The organism is Paracidovorax oryzae ATCC 19882 (assembly GCF_000687165.1).
Taxonomy (GTDB): domain Bacteria; phylum Pseudomonadota; class Gammaproteobacteria; order Burkholderiales; family Burkholderiaceae_C; genus Paracidovorax; species Paracidovorax oryzae.
Map to the genome: position 1 here is coordinate 1 of NZ_JMKU01000032.1, position 16,275 is coordinate 16,275.

Consider the following 16,275-nt stretch of genomic DNA (forward strand, 5'->3'; position numbering starts at 1 on the left):
GAAATGGCAAAAGGTAAGTTCGAACGTACCAAGCCCCACGTGAACGTGGGCACGATCGGCCACGTGGACCATGGCAAGACGACGCTGACGGCAGCGATCGCCACGGTGCTGTCCGCCAAGTTCGGCGGCGAAGCCAAGAAGTACGACGAAATCGACGCAGCGCCCGAAGAAAAGGCCCGCGGCATCACCATCAACACCGCACACGTGGAATACGAGACGGCCAACCGCCACTACGCCCACGTGGACTGCCCCGGCCACGCCGACTACGTCAAGAACATGATCACCGGTGCCGCCCAGATGGACGGCGCCATCCTGGTGTGCTCGGCCGCCGACGGCCCGATGCCCCAGACGCGCGAGCACATCCTGCTGGCCCGCCAGGTGGGCGTGCCCTACATCATCGTGTTCCTGAACAAGTGCGACATGGTGGATGACGAAGAGCTGCTCGAGCTGGTCGAAATGGAAGTGCGCGAACTCCTCGACAAGTACGACTTCCCCGGCGACGACACCCCCATCGTGCGCGGCTCGGCCAAGCTGGCCCTCGAAGGCGACAAGGGCCCCCTGGGCGAGCAAGCCATCGACAAGCTGGCAGAAGCCCTGGACACCTACATCCCGACGCCCGAGCGCGCCGTGGACGGTGCCTTCCTGATGCCCGTGGAAGACGTGTTCTCCATCTCCGGTCGCGGTACCGTGGTGACGGGCCGTGTCGAGCGCGGCATCATCAAGGTCGGCGAAGAAATCGAAATCGTGGGCATCCGCGACACGCAGAAGACCACCTGCACGGGCGTGGAAATGTTCCGCAAGCTGCTGGACCAGGGCCAAGCCGGCGACAACGTCGGCCTGCTGCTGCGCGGCACGAAGCGTGAAGACGTCGAGCGCGGCCAGGTGCTGTGCAAGCCCGGCTCCATCAAGCCGCACACCCACTTCACGGCCGAGGTGTACGTGCTGTCGAAGGACGAAGGCGGCCGCCACACGCCCTTCTTCAACAACTACCGTCCGCAGTTCTACTTCCGCACGACCGACGTGACCGGCGCCATCGAGCTGCCGGCCGACAAGGAAATGGTCATGCCCGGCGACAACGTGTCGATCACCGTCAAGCTGATCAACCCCATCGCCATGGAAGAAGGCCTGCGCTTCGCCATCCGCGAAGGCGGCCGTACGGTCGGCGCCGGCGTCGTGGCCAAGATCATTGCTTAAATTCGAGCAATAAGGAATCTGCCATGTCCAAGCAAAAGATCCGTATCCGCCTGAAGGCTTTCGATTACAAGCTGATCGACCAGTCCGCCGCCGAGATCGTTGACACCGCCAAGCGCACCGGCGCCATCGTCAAGGGCCCCGTGCCCCTGCCGACGCGCATGAAGCGTTTCGACATCCTGCGTTCGCCCCACGTCAACAAGACGTCGCGCGACCAGTTCGAAATCCGCACGCACCAGCGCCTGATGGATATCGTCGATCCCACCGACAAGACGGTTGACGCGCTGATGAAGCTCGACCTGCCGGCTGGCGTGGACGTCGAGATCAAGCTGCAGTAAGCACTGCGCAGCCCCCTCGCATGGAGCACCCCGCACGGGGTGTGCCATGCTTCCAACGCGGACTTGCCTGCAAAGGCAGTCCGCGTTATACTTTGAGGCTTCGCGTTTTTGCGTCCGAATAAGCGGGCGCAGGGCTGCGGAGTTTTATCAACCTTCTTTCGCGCACATTGGTGCCAAGCCGTCGAGGCCTGCGCCCGTCGTGCAAACGTCCTGGCCAATTGAAGTCGGGGCGGCGGAAGCTTTGGAGAACAACCAATGAGTCTGAGCAACTCCCTCGGGTTGCTGGGCCGCAAGGTGGGCATGATGCGTCTGTTCACCGATGACGGGGACGCAGTGCCCGTCACGGTGGTGGATGTGTCCAACAACCGCGTGACCCAGATCAAAACCCAAGAGAACGATGGCTACGTGGCCCTGCAGGTCACGTTCGGTTCGCGCAAGGCATCTCGCGTGACCAAGCCCGAAGCCGGCCACCTTGCCAAGGCAGGTGTGGAAGCCGGTGAAATCATCCGTGAATTCCGCGTGACCGCAGAAACCGCAGGCAAGTACGCCGCCGGTGCTGCAGTGCCCGTGGCGGACGTGTTCTCCGTGGGCCAGAAGGTCGATGTGCAAGGCACCTCGATCGGTAAGGGCTACGCCGGCACGATCAAGCGCCACAACATGGCCTCGCAGCGCGCATCGCACGGTAACAGCCGTTCGCACAACGTGCCCGGCTCCATCGGCATGGCGCAGGACCCCGGCCGCGTGTTCCCCGGGAAGCGCATGACGGGCCACCTCGGCGACGCCACCACCACCACGCAGAACCTCGACGTCATCCGCGTCGACGAGGCACGCCAGCTTCTCCTGATCAAGGGCGCCATTCCGGGCTCGAAGGGTGGCTTCGTGACCGTGCGTCCCGCCGTCAAGGCCAAAGCTTCCCAAGGAGCGAACTAATGCAGCTCGAACTCCTGAATGACCAAGGCCAGGCCGCGTCCAAGATCGACGTGCCCGAAACCGTGTTCGATCGCCAGTACAACGAAGACCTGATCCACCAGATCGTCGTGGCCTACCGCGCCAACGCCCGCCAGGGTACCCGCGCGCAGAAGGACCGCGAACAGGTTCGCCACTCGACCAAGAAGCCCTTCAAGCAAAAGGGCACCGGTAACGCACGTGCCGGTATGACCTCCTCGCCGCTGTGGCGTGGGGGCGGTCGCATCTTCCCGAACCTGCCTGAAGAAAACTTCACGCAGAAGATCAACAAGAAGATGTACCGTGCCGGCATGGCGTCCATCCTGTCGCAGCTGGCCCGCGAAGGCCGCCTGGCCGTGGTGGATTCGCTGAAGGTGGAAACGCCCAAGACCAAGGTGCTGGCCGACAAGTTCAAGGCCATGAACCTGCAATCGGTGATGGTGATCGCCGATGAAGTGGACGAAAACCTGTACCTCGCTTCCCGCAACCTGAAGAACGTGTTCGTCGTCGAACCGCGTTATGCAGATCCGGTGTCGCTGGTGCATTACAAGAAAGTGCTCGTCACCAAGGGCGCTATCGACAAACTCAAGGAGATGTTCGCATGAGCACGACCAAGTTTGACGAAGGCCGTCTGATGCAGGTTCTGGTCGCTCCCATCGTGTCCGAAAAGGCCACCATGGTTGCCGAGAAGTCCAATGCTGTGACGTTCAAGGTGCTGCAGAACGCAACCAAGCCCGAAATCAAGGCCGCCGTGGAATTGATGTTCAAGGTCGAGGTCAAGGGCGTTTCTGTGGTGAACACCAAAGGCAAGACCAAGCGCTTTGGCAAGACCATCGGCCGCCGCGACAACGTGCGCAAGGCCTATGTGACGCTGAAGGAAGGTCAAGAGCTGAACCTGTCCGGGGAGGCCGCTTAAATGGCAGTCATCAAGATGAAACCCACCTCGCCCGGCCAACGTGCCGTGGTGAAGGTGACGCGTGACCACCTGTACAAGGGCGAGGCTTTCGCTGCGCTGCTGGAGCCCCAGCACCAGAAGTCCGGCCGCAACAACAACGGTCACATCACCACCCGCCACAAGGGCGGTGGCCACAAGCACCACTACCGCGTGGTGGACTTCAAGCGTAACAAGGATGCGATTCCGGCCAAGGTCGAGCGCATCGAGTACGACCCGAACCGTACGGCCCACATCGCCCTGGTGTGCTACGCCGACGGCGAGCGCCGCTACATCATCGCTCCCCGCAATCTGGAAGTCGGCGCCACCATCGTGAGCGGCTCCGAGGCCCCGATCCGCGTGGGCAACACGCTGCCGATCCGCAACATCCCCGTGGGTTCGACGATCCACTGCATCGAGCTCAAGCCCGGTGCCGGTGCCCAGATCGCCCGTTCCGCCGGCACGTCTGCCACCCTGCTGGCCCGCGAAAGCACGTACGCCCAGGTGCGTATGCGCTCCGGCGAAGTGCGCAAGATCCATATCGAGTGCCGCGCCACCATCGGTGAAGTCGCCAACGAAGAACACAGCCTGCGCCAACTGGGCAAGGCCGGTGTGAAGCGCTGGATGGGTATCCGCCCGACCGTCCGCGGCGTGGCCATGAACCCGGTGGATCACCCGCACGGTGGTGGCGAAGGCCGCACCGGCGAAGGCCGCCATGCTGTCGATCCTTGGGGCAATCTGACCAAGGGTTATCGCACCCGCAACAACAAGCGCACACAGGTCATGATCGTGTCGCGCCGCAAGAAGTAAGGGATAACAAATGACTCGTTCTCTCAAAAAGGGTCCGTTTGTTGACCACCACTTGCTGGCCAAGGTCGAAAAGGCCGTCGCCACCAAGGACAAGAAGCCAGTCAAGACCTGGTCGCGTCGCTCCATGGTCCTGCCCGAATTCATCGGCCTGACCATTGCCGTCCACAACGGCAAGCAGCACGTGCCGGTCTATGTCACCGACCAGATGGTGGGCCACAAGCTGGGCGAATTCGCCCTGACGCGCACCTTCAAGGGTCACCCCGCGGACAAGAAGGTCCAGAAGAAATAAGGAGCAGAACATGTCTGAAACACGTGCTGTCCTCCGTGGCGTCCGCCTGTCGGTGGACAAGGGCCGTCTGGTTGCGGACCTGATCCGCGGCAAGAAGGTCGACCAGGCCCTGAACATCCTGACGTTCACGCAGAAAAAAGCTGCCGGCATCGTCAAGAAGGTTCTGGAGTCCGCCATCGCCAATGCCGAGCACAACGACGGCGCCGATATCGACGAACTGAAGGTCAAGACCATCTACGTCGAGCAAGGCACGACGCTCAAGCGCTTCACGGCCCGCGCCAAAGGCCGCGGCAACCGCATCAGCAAGCCCACCTGCCACGTGTACGTGACGGTCGGCAACTGAGGCCAAAGGAAGAATATGGGACAAAAAATCCATCCTACCGGCTTCCGCCTGGCCGTGAGCCGCAACTGGGCCAGCCGCTGGTACGCGAGCAACCGTGACTTCGCCGGCATGCTGGCCGAAGACATCAAGGTGCGCGAGTACCTGAAGGCCAAGCTGAAGAACGCCGCCGTGTCGCGCATCCTGATCGAGCGTCCTGCCAAGAACGCCCGCATCACGATCTATTCGGCACGTCCCGGCGTGGTGATCGGCAAGAAGGGCGAGGACATCGAGAACCTGAAGAAGGAACTCGCCACCCGCCTGGGCGTGCCGGTCGCAGTGAACATCGAAGAAGTGCGCAAGCCCGAAATCGATGCCAAGCTGATCGCCGACTCGATCACCCAGCAGCTCGAAAAGCGCATCATGTTCCGCCGCGCCATGAAACGTGCGATGCAGAACGCGATGCGCCTGGGCGCCCAGGGCATCAAGATCATGTCCGCCGGCCGCCTGAACGGCATCGAAATCGCCCGTACCGAGTGGTACCGCGAAGGCCGTGTGCCGCTGCACACCCTGCGCGCCGACATCGACTACGGCACCTCCGAAGCCAAGACCACCTACGGTGTGATCGGCGTGAAGGTGTGGGTCTACAAGGGCGACACGCTGGGCCGCAACGACCTGCCGGTGGCCGAGACGCCCCGTCCGGAAGAAGAGCGCCGCCCCCGCGGTCCCCGCCGTGACGGCCGCCCTGGTGGCGACCGTGCCGGTGCAGGCCGTGGTCCCCGTCGTCCCATGGGTGGCAATGCCGCTCCGGCCGATGGCAGCGACAAGCCCGCTGGTGCCGGTGGCACCGACGCAACCGCCGTTAAGCGCGTTCGCAAGGTTGACGCGCCCGCTACAGCAGCGGACGGCAAAGGAGAATAACGATGCTGCAACCCGCTCGTCGCAAATACCGCAAAGAGCAGAAGGGCCGTAACACCGGCGTCGCCACCCGGGGCAACTCGGTGGCGTTCGGCGACTTCGGCCTGAAGTGCACGGACCGTGGCCGCCTGACGGCCCGCCAGATCGAGGCCGCACGCCGTGCGATCTCCCGTCACGTGAAGCGTGGCGGCCGCATCTGGATCCGTGTGTTCCCCGACAAGCCGATTTCCACCAAACCCGCAGAAGTGCGGATGGGTAACGGCAAGGGCAACCCCGAGTACTACGTGGCCGAGATCCAGCCCGGCAAGATCGTCTTCGAAATCGTGGGCGTTCCTGAAGAGCTGGCACGTGAAGCGTTCCGCCTGGCTGCTGCCAAGCTGCCGCTGCGCACCACGTTCGTCGCACGTCAAATCGGCGCTTGATCAGGAGAATTGAAATGACCAAAGCTGCTGAACTGCGCCAGAAAGACGTCGCCGGCCTCGAGGCCGAGATCAAGTCGCTGCAGAAGGCCCATTTCGGCCTGCGCATGCAGAAGGCCACGCAACAACTGGGCAATACGGGCACGCTGCGCATCACGCGCCGCGACATCGCCCGCGCCAAGACCATCCTTGCTGAAAAGCAAGCCGCCAAGTAAGGAGCCGACATGACGGAAGCTAAAAAATCCCTCAAGCGCACCTTGGTTGGCAAGGTGGTCAGCGACAAGCGTGAGAAGACCGTGACGGTGCTCGTCGAGCGCCGCGTGAAGCACCCGATCTACGACAAGATCGTGATCAAGTCGAGCAAGTACCACGCGCACGACGAGAACAGCGAGTACAAGCTGGGCGACACGATCGAGATCACGGAAAGCCGCCCGCTCTCCAAGACCAAGAACTGGGTTGCGACCCGCCTGGTCCAGAAGGCTGCCCTGGTCTGAGTGGTTCTCCACTCTTCCGGCGACACGCCCTCCAAAAACGGCCCACAATCGTGGGCCGTTTTTTTATTTCCGGCGCCGATGCCCGCGTCCGCGGCGCAACGGCTGACCCATCCCATCCACCATCCCACCCAACTGGAGAAGAAAGCATGATCAAGATCGGAGAAGCGCTGCCTGCCGTGACGCTGATGGAATATTCTGAAGTCGAGGGCGGAGGCTGCAGCATCGGCCCGAACCCCGTAGACGTCGCGAAGGCCTCGGCCGGCAAGACGATCGCGCTGTTCGCCGTGCCGGGCGCTTTCACGCCGACCTGCTCCGCCAAGCACGTGCCGGGCTACGTCGAGCAGGCCGAGGCCTTCAAGGCGGCCGGCGTGGACGAAATCTGGTGCCTGAGCGTCAACGATGCCTTCGTCATGGGCGCCTGGGCGCGTGACCAGAAGACCGACGGCAAGGTGCGCATGCTGGCCGACGGCGATGCCGCCTTCGCGAAGGCCACCGGCCTGACGCTGGACCTCAACGGCAAGGGCCTGGGCCTGCGCAGCAACCGCTATTCCATGCTGGTCAAGGACGGCAAGGTGGCTTCGCTGAACATCGAGGCACCCGGCAAGTTCGAGGTCAGCGACGCCGACACGCTGCTGGCCCAGGCCCGCGGCTGAGCGCGGCTCGCATACCCTTCTGGCGTCGTTGCCGCATCGTGTCGTACCCCTTTGTACGGGCTGTGGGATGCGTTGCCTCGCCAGAAACGCTTCGCCGGACCGTGTGAACCGCTCCAGGCCTTGTCCTGGGGCCGCGCACTCTCAGTCGATATCGACCTTGAGGTAGTGCGATCCGGCGATGGGGTTGTGGTAGTAGGGCGGGATTTCCTCGAAACCCAGGTCGGCGTAGAGGGCCCGCGCGGACTCCATGCCGACCAGCGTGTCCAAGAGCACGCAGGCGTATCCGGCCTGTCGGGCCACGTCCAGCATGGCCTCTGCCAGTTGCCGTCCCAGGCCGAATCCGCGGAAGGCCTTGCGCACGTACAGGCGCTTCATTTCGGCCGCGTTCGGGTAGTCGGCGGTGTCCAGCGGCCGGAGGGCGCAGCACCCCGCGATCGCGCCGTCCACTTCGGCCAGCAGGATCTGCCCGCGCGGCGGGGCATAGTCGCCCGGCAACCCTGCCAGTTCGGCATCGAAACCCTGGAACTCCAGGTCGATGCCCAGGCTGTCGCCGTATTCCCGGAAGATGGCGCGCACGGGTTCCATCTCGGTGGGCTGGGAGGGCGTGAGGAGCGCGATGGAGGGCTGGTCCACGGAAAGCGTCGGGAGGGTGGCAGTGGGAACCAGTGTAACGGCATGCCCTGGCGGCCCCGCGGCCGGCCCGGGCCCCACGCCGCGCGGGGCATCACGTTCCGCCTGCCAAGAGCTGGTCCCCTGGCCCGGTGCTGGCCGGGCGGCGCCGCTCAGGTTTCGGCCAGGAGCCGTTCGATCAACTGGTGGAGTTCCGCAAAGTCCGGGGCCCCCACGTAGCTCTTCACGATCTCGCCGCGCTTGTTCACGATGAAGGTCGAGGGGGTGAGCTGAACGTCGCCCCAGGCCCTGGCCACCGAACCGGTGTTGTCGATGGCCACCTTGAAGGGGAGCTGGCGGGTCTGCGCGAAGTTCACCACGTAGCTCGGCGGGTCGTAGCTCATGGCCACGGCCAGCGTATCGAAGCCGCGGTCACGGTACTTGCCGTAGGTGGACACGATCTGCGGCATCTCAGCCACGCAGGTGGTGCAGCTAGTCGCCCAGAAATTCACGAGGGTGACCTTTCCTCGGAGGTCCGCGGTGGTCTGGCGGCTGCCGTCGAGCAGCACGAAGGTGGATTCCGGGGCCTGGGAGCGTCCCGCGCCCAGGAAGACGAAAGCGCCCACGCCCACGAAGGCCGCGACCGCGGCAGCGCCGATCCAATGCTTCAAGCCCATCATGCCGTCCTTCCATCCGTCCGTTCAGGCCGCGCGGCGCACGAAACGCGGCGCACGGCTGCCATTGTGCCGGACGGGGGGGTCCGGCGCATGCCGCTGGTGGAGCATGCGGCCAGCAGAAAAGTTCGGGCTTGACGCGTATCAATCGCCGGGACGCATGCCGTGCGCGGGGCCACCGGGATGGGCCGACCATAATGCCCGGATGTCGCGCAACCGCATGCCCTGGACCCTGCTGGCCGTTGCCCTGTCGCTGGCGGGCTGCAGTCCGTCGCTGGACTGGCGTTCCGTCCGGATGGACGATGCGGGGCTGACGGCGCTGTTTCCGTGCAAGCCGGAGCGTGCCGTGCGCCCCGTCGAGCTGCAGGGGCGCTCCGTGGAGTTGTCCATGGCCGGGTGCGATGCCGATGGCGCCACCTTCGCCGTATCCCACATGGTGCTGCCGCCGGGCACCGGAGCGGTCGATGCGGGCGCAGTGCTCGCGCAGTGGCGTGGGGCGACATTGGCGCGCATCGGCGTGCCGGTGGACGCGGCAGGGCCCGGTGTCCCGTTCACGCCCCCCGGTGCGCTGCCGTTGCCGCAGTCCGTGCGCCTGCAGGCGCATGGTGCGGCGCCGGGGCAGGGGGCGGCGGTTGCGGTGGCGGTGGACGCCGCCTGGTTCGCCCGGGCCGAAGCCGCAGGGGATGGGCCGCGCATGCGGCTCTACCATGCGGTGATCTACAGCCCCCGGCCGCGGGCTGCGGTGGCGGACACGTTTTTTCCCGGGCTCGCATTGCGATAATGCGGTTCACCTGATCTCCCCATGAGCACGCGCATCCTCCTCATCGCCCATGCCCCGCTGGCCCATGCGCTGCGCGCCTGCGCCCTGCATGTGTTTCCGGACACTGCCGAAGACATCCTGGCGCTGGATGTGCATCCGAATGCCCCTCCCGAGGACACGCTGGCAGCCGCACGCATCCTGCTGGACGGGGCGGGCGGGGACGAGTCCATCCTCGTGCTGACGGACGTGTTCGGCGCGACGCCCTGCAACGTGGCGCAGCGCCTCGTGGACGGGGAGCGCTCGCGGCTGGTCACCGGGGTGAACCTGCCGATGCTGCTGCGCGCGGTGAGCTATCGCCGCGAGCCGCTCGAGGCGCTCGTCGCCCGCGCGGTCGCGGGCGGCACCCAGGGGGTGATGCAGGTCGCCGTCGCCGCACCCCAGAACCAGATCCGACGCTCCCATCATGATCAAGACGAATATCACCATCAGCAATAAGCTGGGCCTGCATGCCCGGGCATCGGCCAAGCTCACCAAGCTGGCGGGCAGCTTTCCCTGCGAGGTGTGGATGGCCCGGGGCGAGCGCCGCGTGAATGCCAAGAGCATCATGGGCGTGATGATGCTGGCTGCAGGCATCGGCACCGAAGTCTCGATCGAGACCGACGGCCCGCAGGAGCAGGAAGCGATGGACGCGCTGCGTGCGCTCATCGACGGCAAGTTCGGCGAGGGAGAGTGAGTCCGGGAATGACCCCCTCCGCAGCCCGTTCAGCAGCCCGTTCCGGAGACCTCCGATGACATTCGCCGTCCACGGCCTGGCGGTCGCCCGGGGCATCGCCATCGGGCGCGCGGTGCTGGTGGCCTCGAGCCGCGTGGACGTGGCGCACTATTTCATCGAGCCCGACCAGGTGCGCGCGGAAATCGTCCGCGTGCGCAACGGGCGCAATGCGGTGGTCGAGGAACTGCAGCGCCTGCAGGCCGAGATGCCTGCCGATGCTCCGCCCGAACTCGCCGCGCTGCTGGACGTCCACCTGATGCTGCTGCAGGACGAGGCGCTCGTGAGCGGCGTCAAGCACTGGATCACGGACCGCCTCTACAACGCCGAGTGGGCGCTGACCACGCAGCTGGAGATCATCGCGCGCCAGTTCGACGAGATGGAGGACGAGTACCTGCGTGAGCGCAAGGCCGACCTGGAGCAGGTGGTCGAGCGCATCCTGCGTTACATGAAGGGCGTGGCCAGTCCGGTCGCGCCGCCGCCCTGCAGTCCGCGCCGCGGCAGCGCCGCACTGGGCCTGCAGCAGGACCTGCTGCCCGGCGACATGGTGGACGTGCCACTGGTGCTGGTGGCGCACGATCTCTCGCCGGCCGACATGCTGCAGTTCAAGCAGAGCGTGTTCGCGGGCTTCGTGACCGACGTGGGCGGCAAGACCTCGCACACGGCCATCGTGGCGCGCAGCATGGACATTCCCGCCGTGGTGGGCGCGCGTGCCGCGAGCCAGCTGGTGCGGCAGGACGACTGGGTGATCATCGACGGGGATGCCGGCATCATGATCGTCGATCCGTCGCCGATCATCCTGGCCGAATACGGCTTTCGCCAGCGCCAGACCGAGCTGGAGCGCGAGCGGCTGTCCCGCCTGCGGCACACGCCGGCGGTGACGCTCGACGGCGAGCGCATCGAACTGCTGGCGAACATCGAGCAGCCGACCGACGCTGCCGCGGCCGTGCGGGCCGGCGCGGCGGGCGTGGGGCTGTTCCGCAGCGAATTCATGTTCATGGGCCGGGGCGGCCACCTTCCGGGCGAGGAAGAGCAATACCAGGCCTACCGCGCCGCGGTGGAGGGCATGCAGGGACTGCCCGTCACCCTGCGCACCATCGACGTGGGCGCGGACAAGCCGCTGGACCCCAAGGCCGCGAAGGAGGCCGCCAGCCACCTCAATCCGGCGCTGGGCCTGCGGGCCATCCGCTGGAGCCTGGCCGATCCGTCGATGTTCCGCACCCAGCTGCGCGCCGTGCTGCGCGCGGCGGCGCACGGCCCGGTGAACCTGCTGTTTCCCATGCTGGCCCATGTCGGGGAGATCCGACAGACGCTGGCGCAGGTGGACATGGCGCGCGCGGAACTGGATGCGCGCGGCGTGCCCTACGGGCCGGTGCAGCTGGGGGCGATGATCGAGGTGCCCGCTGCGGCGCTGATCGTGCGGCGCTTCCTGCAGTATTTCGATTTCCTGTCGATCGGCACCAACGACCTGATCCAGTACACCCTGGCGATCGACCGGGCCGACGAGAGCGTGGCCCACCTCTACGACCCCATGCATCCGGCAGTGCTGCAGCTCGTGGCCGACGTGATCGCGGAGGGCCACCGGCAGGGCAAGAGCGTGTGCCTTTGCGGAGAGGCCGCGGGGGACGTGGCGATGACACGGCTGCTGCTGGGCCTGGGCCTGCGCAGCTTCTCCATGCACCCCGCGCAGATCCTGGCGGTGAAGCAGGAAGTGCTGCGTTCGGACACCCGCAAGCTGGCGCCCTGGGCCCGCACGGTGATCGACGCGGACAACCCGGCCGACGTGCTGGGCGGCTGACGCCGGGCCCGGCCTGCGCCTGGCGCCGTGCCGCCGGAACCTCCGTCCCGGCTGGTGTGCCTCGGCCTGCACGCGGTTTTTACGCCGCGTTTATGCGGCCTGCCGCAAGCTGTGCACACTTTTTACGGGTGCTTTTCCAGAATGTCTCCATCGCCCGTAAGGGTTGTGGGAGTGCATGACATGGATGTGCTGTGGGTTGCCGCGATCGCGGCGTTGTGGGTGGCCATGGCCGAGGCCGTGGTGATCCTGGGTCGCCACGATGGCCGGCCGCGGGGAGACGCGCGATGATCGGCATCGACGTGCTCTACGGTTTCGGCGCCATCGTCGCGGTGCTGTTGTTCGCCTATCTGGTGTTCGCGCTGATCTGCGCGGAGGAGTTCTGATGACTGCCTCCGCCTGGGGCCTGCTGGCCCTTTTCCTGATCGTGCTGGGCCTGCTGGCGTGGCCGCTGGGCCGGGCCCTGGCCGCGGTGTGCGATGGGCGGCTGCCGGCCTGGATGCTCCGCGCGGAAGCACCGCTCTATCGCCTGGCTGGCGTGCGGCCGGAGGTGGGCATGCACTGGCGCCATTACGCGCTGGCGCTGCTGGCCTTCAATGCATCGGGCGTGCTCGCCGTGTACGCGCTGCAGCGCCTGCAGGGGCTGCTGCCCCTGAATCCGCAGGGCCTGCCCGCCGTCCCGGGCGATTCCGCGTTCAACACGGCCGTGAGCTTCGTGTCGAACACCAACTGGCAGGGGTATGCGGGCGAGTCCACGATGGGTTACCTCGTGCAGATGCTCGGGCTGTCGGTACAGAACTTCCTGTCCGCCGCGACCGGCATGGCCGTGGCCTTCGCGCTGGCGCGGGGATTCGCTGCGCGCGGTGGCGATGGCGCCGGGCACGTGGGCAACTTCTGGGCGGACATCGTGCGCATCACGGCCTGGGTGCTGGTGCCGCTGTCGTTCGTGCTGGCGATCTTCTTCGTGGGCCAGGGCGTGATCCAGAACTTCACGCCCTACCAGGAAGTGACCACGGTGGAGACGACGGTCTACCAGGATCCGCAGCTCGATGCGCAGGGGCAGCCCTTGAAGGATGCGGCCGGCAACCCGCTCACCCGCGAGGCCAGCACCCGTGCGCAGACGCTGCCCATGGGGCCTGTCGCCTCGCAGGAGGCGATCAAGATGCTGGGCACGAACGGCGGCGGATTCTTCAACGCCAACTCGGCGCATCCCTATGAGAACCCGACGCCGCTCGCCAATTTCGCGCAGATGCTGGCGATCTTCCTGATCCCCGCGGCACTGTGCTTCGCTTTCGGCCGCGTGGTGGGGGACTGGCGCCAGGGCGCGGCCATCCTTGCCGCGATGACCCTGATGTTCGTGGTGGCCGTCATCGCGGTGACGGCGGCGGAGCAGGCGGGCAACCCGGCGCTGCCTGCGCTGGGGGCCGACCCCGTGGCCTCCGCGCTGCAGGCCGGTGGCAACATGGAAGGCAAGGAGGTGCGCTTCGGCATTTCCGCCTCCGCGCTGTTCGCGGCGGTGACCACCGCGGCCTCCTGCGGCGCCGTGAACGGCATGCACGACTCCTTCACACCGCTGGGCGGGATGGTGCCGATGGTGCTCATGCAGCTCGGCGAGGTGGTGTTCGGCGGGGTCGGCACCGGCCTCTACGGCATGCTGGTGTTCGCCATCCTGGCGGTCTTCATCGCCGGGCTGATGATCGGGCGCACGCCGGAGTACCTGGGCAAGAAGATCGAGGTGCGCGAGATGAAGCTGACCTCGGTAGCCATTCTCGTGACGCCGATCCTCGTGTTGGTGGGCACCGCCGTCGCCGTGCTGGCGGCCGCGGGCCAGGCCGGCATCGCGAACCCCGGGGCGCACGGCTTTTCCGAGGTGCTGTATGCGCTCACCTCGGCCGCCAATAACAACGGCAGTGCCTTCGCCGGCCTGTCCGCGAACACCCCGTTCTACAACGTGCTGCTGGCCCTGGCCATGTGGTTCGGCCGGTTCGGCGTGATCGTGCCGGTGCTGGCCATCGCCGGCTCACTGGCCGCCAAGAAGCGGCTGCCGCCCGGGCCCGGGACCATGCCCACGCACGGCCCGCTGTTCGTGGCGCTGCTGGTGTTCACGGTGCTGCTCGTGGGGCTGCTGAATTACGTGCCTTCGCTGGCGCTCGGCCCGGTGGTGGAACACCTGGTGCTGCAGGCCCGGTAAGCAGGCGAGGAGAAGAACGACATGACGACCCCCCAATCCCCGGCCACGGCAGCTGCCGCGGCCCCGGTTCCCTCGCGGAACCTCACGCTGTTCGATGCCGCGCTGGTGCGCCCCGCCGTGTGGCAGGCCTTCGCCAAGCTGGACCCGCGCGTGCAGTGGCGCAATCCGGTGATGTTCATCGTTTTCATCGGCAGCATCTTCACGACGCTGCTGTGGCTGCAGGCGCTGACCACCGCGCAGGACATGGGCATGCGCCCGGCGTTCATCCTCGCGGTGGCCGTGTGGCTGTGGTTCACCGTGCTGTTCGCCAACTTCGCCGAGGCGCTGGCGGAAGGCCGCAGCAAGGCGCAGGCCGCATCACTGCGCGGACTGCGCAAGGACACCTGGGCCAAGAAGCTCTCCGAGCCGCGCCACGGCGCGCGCTTCCTGCCCGAGCAGGCCACCAACCTGCGCAAGGGGGATGTGGTGCAGGTGGACGCCGGCGACGTGATCCCGCTCGACGGCGAGGTGATCGAGGGCATGGCCTCGGTGGATGAAAGCGCCATCACGGGCGAATCGGCGCCGGTGGTGCGCGAGTCCGGCGGCGACTTCTCCGCCGTGACGGGCGGCACGCGCGTGCTGTCCGACTGGCTGGTGGTGCGCATCACGGTGAACCCGGGCGAGTCGTTCCTCGACCGCATGATCGGCATGGTGGAGGCCGCCAAGCGCCAGAAGACGCCCAACGAAGTGGCGCTCACCATCCTGCTGGTGGCGCTCACCATCGTGTTCCTCGTGGTGACAGTGACGCTGCTGCCGTTCTCCCTGTTCAGCGTGCAGGCATCGGGCGCGGGCTCTGTCGTGTCGCTCACCGCGCTGATCGCGCTGCTGGTGTGCCTGATTCCCACCACCATCGGCGGCCTGCTGTCGGCCGTGGGCGTGGCCGGCATGAGCCGCATGATGCAGGCGAACGTGATCGCCACGTCGGGCCGCGCCGTGGAGGCCGCGGGCGACGTGGACGTGCTGCTGCTGGACAAGACCGGCACGATCACGCACGGCAACCGGCAGGCGAGCACGTTCCTTCCGGCGCCGGGCGTGACCCGTGCGCACCTGGCCCGGGCGGCGCTCATGGCCTCGCTGGCCGACGAGACGCCCGAAGGCCGCAGCATCGTGGAACTGGCGCGCCGCGAGGGTATCGAGGCCGGCGAAGGCGCGGCCGAAGGCCTCGTGCTGGTGCCCTTCACGGCACAGACCCGCATGAGCGGCGTGGATTTGCCTGCCGGGGCGGGCGCGGCCGCCGTGGCGCTGCGCAAGGGCGCCGTGCAGGCGTTGACCCGGCACGTCGAGGCGCTGGGCGGCGCCATGCCCGTGGAGGTGGCCCGCGCCGCGGACGACGTGGCCCGCCGTGGCAGCACGCCGCTGGCCGTGGCGGAGGGCAGCCGCGTGCTGGGCGTGGTGGAGCTCAAGGACATCGTCAAGACCGGCATCCAGGCGCGGTTCGCGGAGCTGCGGCGCATGGGCATCAAGACGGTGATGATCACGGGTGACAACCGGCTCACGGCGGCGGCCATCGCCGCTGAGGCCGGGGTGGACGACTTCCTCGCGGAAGCCACGCCCGAGGACAAGCTGGCCCTCATCCGCCGCTACCAGTCGGAAGGGCGCCTGGTCGCCATGACCGGCGACGGCACGAACGATGCGCCCGCGCTGGCCCAGGCGGACGTCGCCGTGGCCATGGGCAGCGGCACGCAGGCCGCCAAGGAGGCCGGCAACATGGTGGACCTGGATTCCAACCCCACCAAGCTGCTCGAGGTGGTGGAGACCGGCAAGGCGCTGCTGATGACGCGCGGCTCGCTCACCACGTTCTCGATCGCCAACGACGTGGCCAAGTACTTCGCCATCATCCCGGCGATGTTCGTTTCCACCTATCCGCAGCTCGGCGCGCTGAACGTGATGCGGCTGGCGAGCCCGTCGTCGGCCATCCTCTCGGCGGTGATCTTCAATGCGCTGATCATCGTCTTCCTGATCCCGCTGGCGCTCAAGGGCGTGCGCTACCGGCCGGTGGGTGCCGCCGCGTTGCTGCGGCGCAACCTCGCCGTGTACGGGCTCGGCGGACTCGTCGTGCCTTTCATCGGGATCAAGCTCATCGACTGGGCGCTCGCGGCCGTGGGCCTCGTCTGAGCGCATCTTCCGGAGA

Annotated in this window: 22 protein-coding genes; 20 read left to right on the forward strand and 2 right to left on the reverse strand. The window is 66.7% G+C overall.

What is annotated here, in order from left to right; translation table 11 throughout:
• Positions 1-3: 3 nt before the first annotated feature.
• From tuf to T336_RS0119730, 13 genes are all read left to right on the forward strand, one after another.
• Positions 4-1,194: an elongation factor Tu gene (gene tuf, locus T336_RS0119670; RefSeq protein WP_011793521.1), complete on the forward strand. Its 1,191-nt coding sequence runs from the start codon at positions 4-6 to the stop codon at positions 1,192-1,194.
• Between the two features lie 23 nt (positions 1,195-1,217).
• Positions 1,218-1,529 carry a 30S ribosomal protein S10 gene (gene rpsJ, locus T336_RS0119675; RefSeq protein WP_003059431.1) on the forward strand — a complete coding sequence of 104 codons (312 nt, stop codon included), beginning with the start codon at positions 1,218-1,220 and terminating at the stop codon, positions 1,527-1,529.
• A 255-nt stretch (positions 1,530-1,784) separates the two neighbouring features.
• The gene (rplC, locus tag T336_RS0119680) at positions 1,785-2,459 is read left to right on the forward strand and encodes a 50S ribosomal protein L3 (RefSeq protein ID WP_019703851.1); all 675 of its coding nucleotides are present in this window, start codon (positions 1,785-1,787) and stop codon (positions 2,457-2,459) included.
• Positions 2,459-3,079 carry a 50S ribosomal protein L4 gene (rplD, locus tag T336_RS0119685; RefSeq protein ID WP_013592910.1) on the forward strand — a complete coding sequence of 207 codons (621 nt, stop codon included), beginning with the start codon at positions 2,459-2,461 and terminating at the stop codon, positions 3,077-3,079. Before rplC ends, rplD begins: the two co-directional genes overlap by 1 nt.
• Positions 3,076-3,390 carry a 50S ribosomal protein L23 gene (gene rplW / locus T336_RS0119690; RefSeq protein WP_011793524.1) on the forward strand — a complete coding sequence of 105 codons (315 nt, stop codon included), beginning with the start codon at positions 3,076-3,078 and terminating at the stop codon, positions 3,388-3,390. The genes rplD and rplW overlap by 4 nt, the downstream gene beginning before the upstream one ends.
• A complete protein-coding gene (rplB, locus tag T336_RS0119695) occupies positions 3,391-4,215 on the forward strand; it encodes a 50S ribosomal protein L2 (RefSeq protein ID WP_019703852.1) in 825 nt (274 codons plus the stop codon). It abuts the gene before it with no gap.
• Positions 4,216-4,225: 10 nt separating this feature from the next.
• Complete coding sequence (gene rpsS, locus T336_RS0119700; RefSeq protein ID WP_005796963.1) at positions 4,226-4,504, forward strand: 30S ribosomal protein S19; 279 nt, start codon at positions 4,226-4,228, stop codon at positions 4,502-4,504.
• Positions 4,505-4,514: 10 nt separating this feature from the next.
• Positions 4,515-4,847 (forward strand): 50S ribosomal protein L22, encoded by a 333-nt coding sequence (rplV, locus tag T336_RS0119705; RefSeq protein ID WP_005796970.1) that lies wholly within the window; start codon positions 4,515-4,517, stop codon positions 4,845-4,847.
• Positions 4,848-4,862: 15 nt separating this feature from the next.
• On the forward strand, positions 4,863-5,744 hold the full coding sequence (gene rpsC / locus T336_RS0119710; RefSeq protein ID WP_026433829.1) for a 30S ribosomal protein S3: 882 nt from the start codon (positions 4,863-4,865) through the stop codon (positions 5,742-5,744).
• A gap of 2 nt (positions 5,745-5,746) precedes the next feature.
• The gene (rplP, locus tag T336_RS0119715) at positions 5,747-6,163 is read left to right on the forward strand and encodes a 50S ribosomal protein L16 (RefSeq protein WP_013592913.1); all 417 of its coding nucleotides are present in this window, start codon (positions 5,747-5,749) and stop codon (positions 6,161-6,163) included.
• Between the two features lie 14 nt (positions 6,164-6,177).
• A complete protein-coding gene (rpmC, locus tag T336_RS0119720) occupies positions 6,178-6,375 on the forward strand; it encodes a 50S ribosomal protein L29 (protein WP_019703853.1) in 198 nt (65 codons plus the stop codon).
• A 9-nt stretch (positions 6,376-6,384) separates the two neighbouring features.
• Positions 6,385-6,654, forward strand: a complete 270-nt coding sequence (gene rpsQ, locus T336_RS0119725; RefSeq protein ID WP_011793531.1) for a 30S ribosomal protein S17 — start codon at positions 6,385-6,387, stop codon at positions 6,652-6,654.
• Between the two features lie 146 nt (positions 6,655-6,800).
• The gene (locus tag T336_RS0119730) at positions 6,801-7,307 is read left to right on the forward strand and encodes a peroxiredoxin (protein ID WP_011793532.1); all 507 of its coding nucleotides are present in this window, start codon (positions 6,801-6,803) and stop codon (positions 7,305-7,307) included.
• Positions 7,308-7,448: 141 nt separating this feature from the next.
• On the opposite strand, the gene T336_RS0119735 is transcribed toward T336_RS0119730, so the two are convergent.
• Positions 7,449-7,940, reverse strand: a complete 492-nt coding sequence (locus T336_RS0119735; protein WP_026433830.1) for a GNAT family N-acetyltransferase — start codon at positions 7,938-7,940, stop codon at positions 7,449-7,451.
• Between the two features lie 149 nt (positions 7,941-8,089).
• A complete protein-coding gene (locus T336_RS0119740) occupies positions 8,090-8,593 on the reverse strand; it encodes a peroxiredoxin family protein (RefSeq protein WP_026433831.1) in 504 nt (167 codons plus the stop codon).
• Positions 8,594-8,795: 202 nt separating this feature from the next.
• On the opposite strand from T336_RS0119740, the gene T336_RS0119745 reads away from it, so the two are divergent.
• The 7 genes from T336_RS0119745 to kdpB all read left to right on the forward strand — a co-directional run bounded on the left by T336_RS0119745 (position 8,796) and on the right by kdpB (position 16,259).
• Entirely contained in the window at positions 8,796-9,371 is a 576-nt protein-coding gene (locus T336_RS0119745) for a hypothetical protein (RefSeq protein ID WP_035226661.1), read from the forward strand.
• 21 nt (positions 9,372-9,392) lie between these two features.
• The gene (locus T336_RS0119750; protein WP_019703857.1) at positions 9,393-9,845 is read left to right on the forward strand and encodes a PTS sugar transporter subunit IIA; all 453 of its coding nucleotides are present in this window, start codon (positions 9,393-9,395) and stop codon (positions 9,843-9,845) included.
• Complete coding sequence (locus T336_RS0119755; RefSeq protein ID WP_011793537.1) at positions 9,814-10,083, forward strand: HPr family phosphocarrier protein; 270 nt, start codon at positions 9,814-9,816, stop codon at positions 10,081-10,083. The genes T336_RS0119750 and T336_RS0119755 overlap by 32 nt, the downstream gene beginning before the upstream one ends.
• Positions 10,084-10,138: 55 nt before the next feature.
• Complete coding sequence (gene ptsP / locus T336_RS0119760) at positions 10,139-11,917, forward strand: phosphoenolpyruvate--protein phosphotransferase (protein ID WP_019703858.1); 1,779 nt, start codon at positions 10,139-10,141, stop codon at positions 11,915-11,917.
• A 284-nt stretch (positions 11,918-12,201) separates the two neighbouring features.
• Positions 12,202-12,300, forward strand: coding sequence for a K(+)-transporting ATPase subunit F (gene kdpF / locus T336_RS0119770; protein WP_019703860.1), 99 nt, complete (start codon positions 12,202-12,204; stop codon positions 12,298-12,300).
• Positions 12,300-14,105: a potassium-transporting ATPase subunit KdpA gene (kdpA, locus tag T336_RS0119775; RefSeq protein WP_026433833.1), complete on the forward strand. Its 1,806-nt coding sequence runs from the start codon at positions 12,300-12,302 to the stop codon at positions 14,103-14,105. The genes kdpF and kdpA overlap by 1 nt, the downstream gene beginning before the upstream one ends.
• Positions 14,106-14,126: 21 nt before the next feature.
• Positions 14,127-16,259 (forward strand): potassium-transporting ATPase subunit KdpB, encoded by a 2,133-nt coding sequence (gene kdpB, locus T336_RS0119780; RefSeq protein ID WP_026433834.1) that lies wholly within the window; start codon positions 14,127-14,129, stop codon positions 16,257-16,259.
• Positions 16,260-16,275: the final 16 nt, after the last annotated feature.

Excerpts from the sequence above, each read along its gene's own strand:
- rpsC (WP_026433829.1), top strand. The coding sequence starts at position 4,863 with ATGGGACAAAAAATCCATCCTACCGGCTTCCGCCTGGCCGTGAGCCGC.
- T336_RS0119740 (WP_026433831.1), bottom strand. The coding sequence starts at position 8,593 with ATGGGCTTGAAGCATTGGATCGGCGCTGCCGCGGTCGCGGCCTTCGTG.
- T336_RS0119730 (WP_011793532.1), top strand. The coding sequence starts at position 6,801 with ATGATCAAGATCGGAGAAGCGCTGCCTGCCGTGACGCTGATGGAATAT.
- rpsQ (WP_011793531.1), top strand. The coding sequence starts at position 6,385 with ATGACGGAAGCTAAAAAATCCCTCAAGCGCACCTTGGTTGGCAAGGTG.
- kdpB (WP_026433834.1), top strand. The coding sequence starts at position 14,127 with ATGACGACCCCCCAATCCCCGGCCACGGCAGCTGCCGCGGCCCCGGTT.
- T336_RS0119745 (WP_035226661.1), top strand. The coding sequence starts at position 8,796 with ATGTCGCGCAACCGCATGCCCTGGACCCTGCTGGCCGTTGCCCTGTCG.
- tuf (WP_011793521.1), top strand. The coding sequence starts at position 4 with ATGGCAAAAGGTAAGTTCGAACGTACCAAGCCCCACGTGAACGTGGGC.
- rpsS (WP_005796963.1), top strand. The coding sequence starts at position 4,226 with ATGACTCGTTCTCTCAAAAAGGGTCCGTTTGTTGACCACCACTTGCTG.
- T336_RS0119755 (WP_011793537.1), top strand. The coding sequence starts at position 9,814 with ATGATCAAGACGAATATCACCATCAGCAATAAGCTGGGCCTGCATGCC.
- rplW (WP_011793524.1), top strand. The coding sequence starts at position 3,076 with ATGAGCACGACCAAGTTTGACGAAGGCCGTCTGATGCAGGTTCTGGTC.
- rplP (WP_013592913.1), top strand. The coding sequence starts at position 5,747 with ATGCTGCAACCCGCTCGTCGCAAATACCGCAAAGAGCAGAAGGGCCGT.
- rplD (WP_013592910.1), top strand. The coding sequence starts at position 2,459 with ATGCAGCTCGAACTCCTGAATGACCAAGGCCAGGCCGCGTCCAAGATC.
- rpmC (WP_019703853.1), top strand. The coding sequence starts at position 6,178 with ATGACCAAAGCTGCTGAACTGCGCCAGAAAGACGTCGCCGGCCTCGAG.
- kdpA (WP_026433833.1), top strand. The coding sequence starts at position 12,300 with ATGACTGCCTCCGCCTGGGGCCTGCTGGCCCTTTTCCTGATCGTGCTG.
- rplC (WP_019703851.1), top strand. The coding sequence starts at position 1,785 with ATGAGTCTGAGCAACTCCCTCGGGTTGCTGGGCCGCAAGGTGGGCATG.
- ptsP (WP_019703858.1), top strand. The coding sequence starts at position 10,139 with ATGACATTCGCCGTCCACGGCCTGGCGGTCGCCCGGGGCATCGCCATC.
- kdpF (WP_019703860.1), top strand. The coding sequence starts at position 12,202 with ATGATCGGCATCGACGTGCTCTACGGTTTCGGCGCCATCGTCGCGGTG.
- rplB (WP_019703852.1), top strand. The coding sequence starts at position 3,391 with ATGGCAGTCATCAAGATGAAACCCACCTCGCCCGGCCAACGTGCCGTG.
- T336_RS0119750 (WP_019703857.1), top strand. The coding sequence starts at position 9,393 with ATGAGCACGCGCATCCTCCTCATCGCCCATGCCCCGCTGGCCCATGCG.
- rplV (WP_005796970.1), top strand. The coding sequence starts at position 4,515 with ATGTCTGAAACACGTGCTGTCCTCCGTGGCGTCCGCCTGTCGGTGGAC.
- rpsJ (WP_003059431.1), top strand. The coding sequence starts at position 1,218 with ATGTCCAAGCAAAAGATCCGTATCCGCCTGAAGGCTTTCGATTACAAG.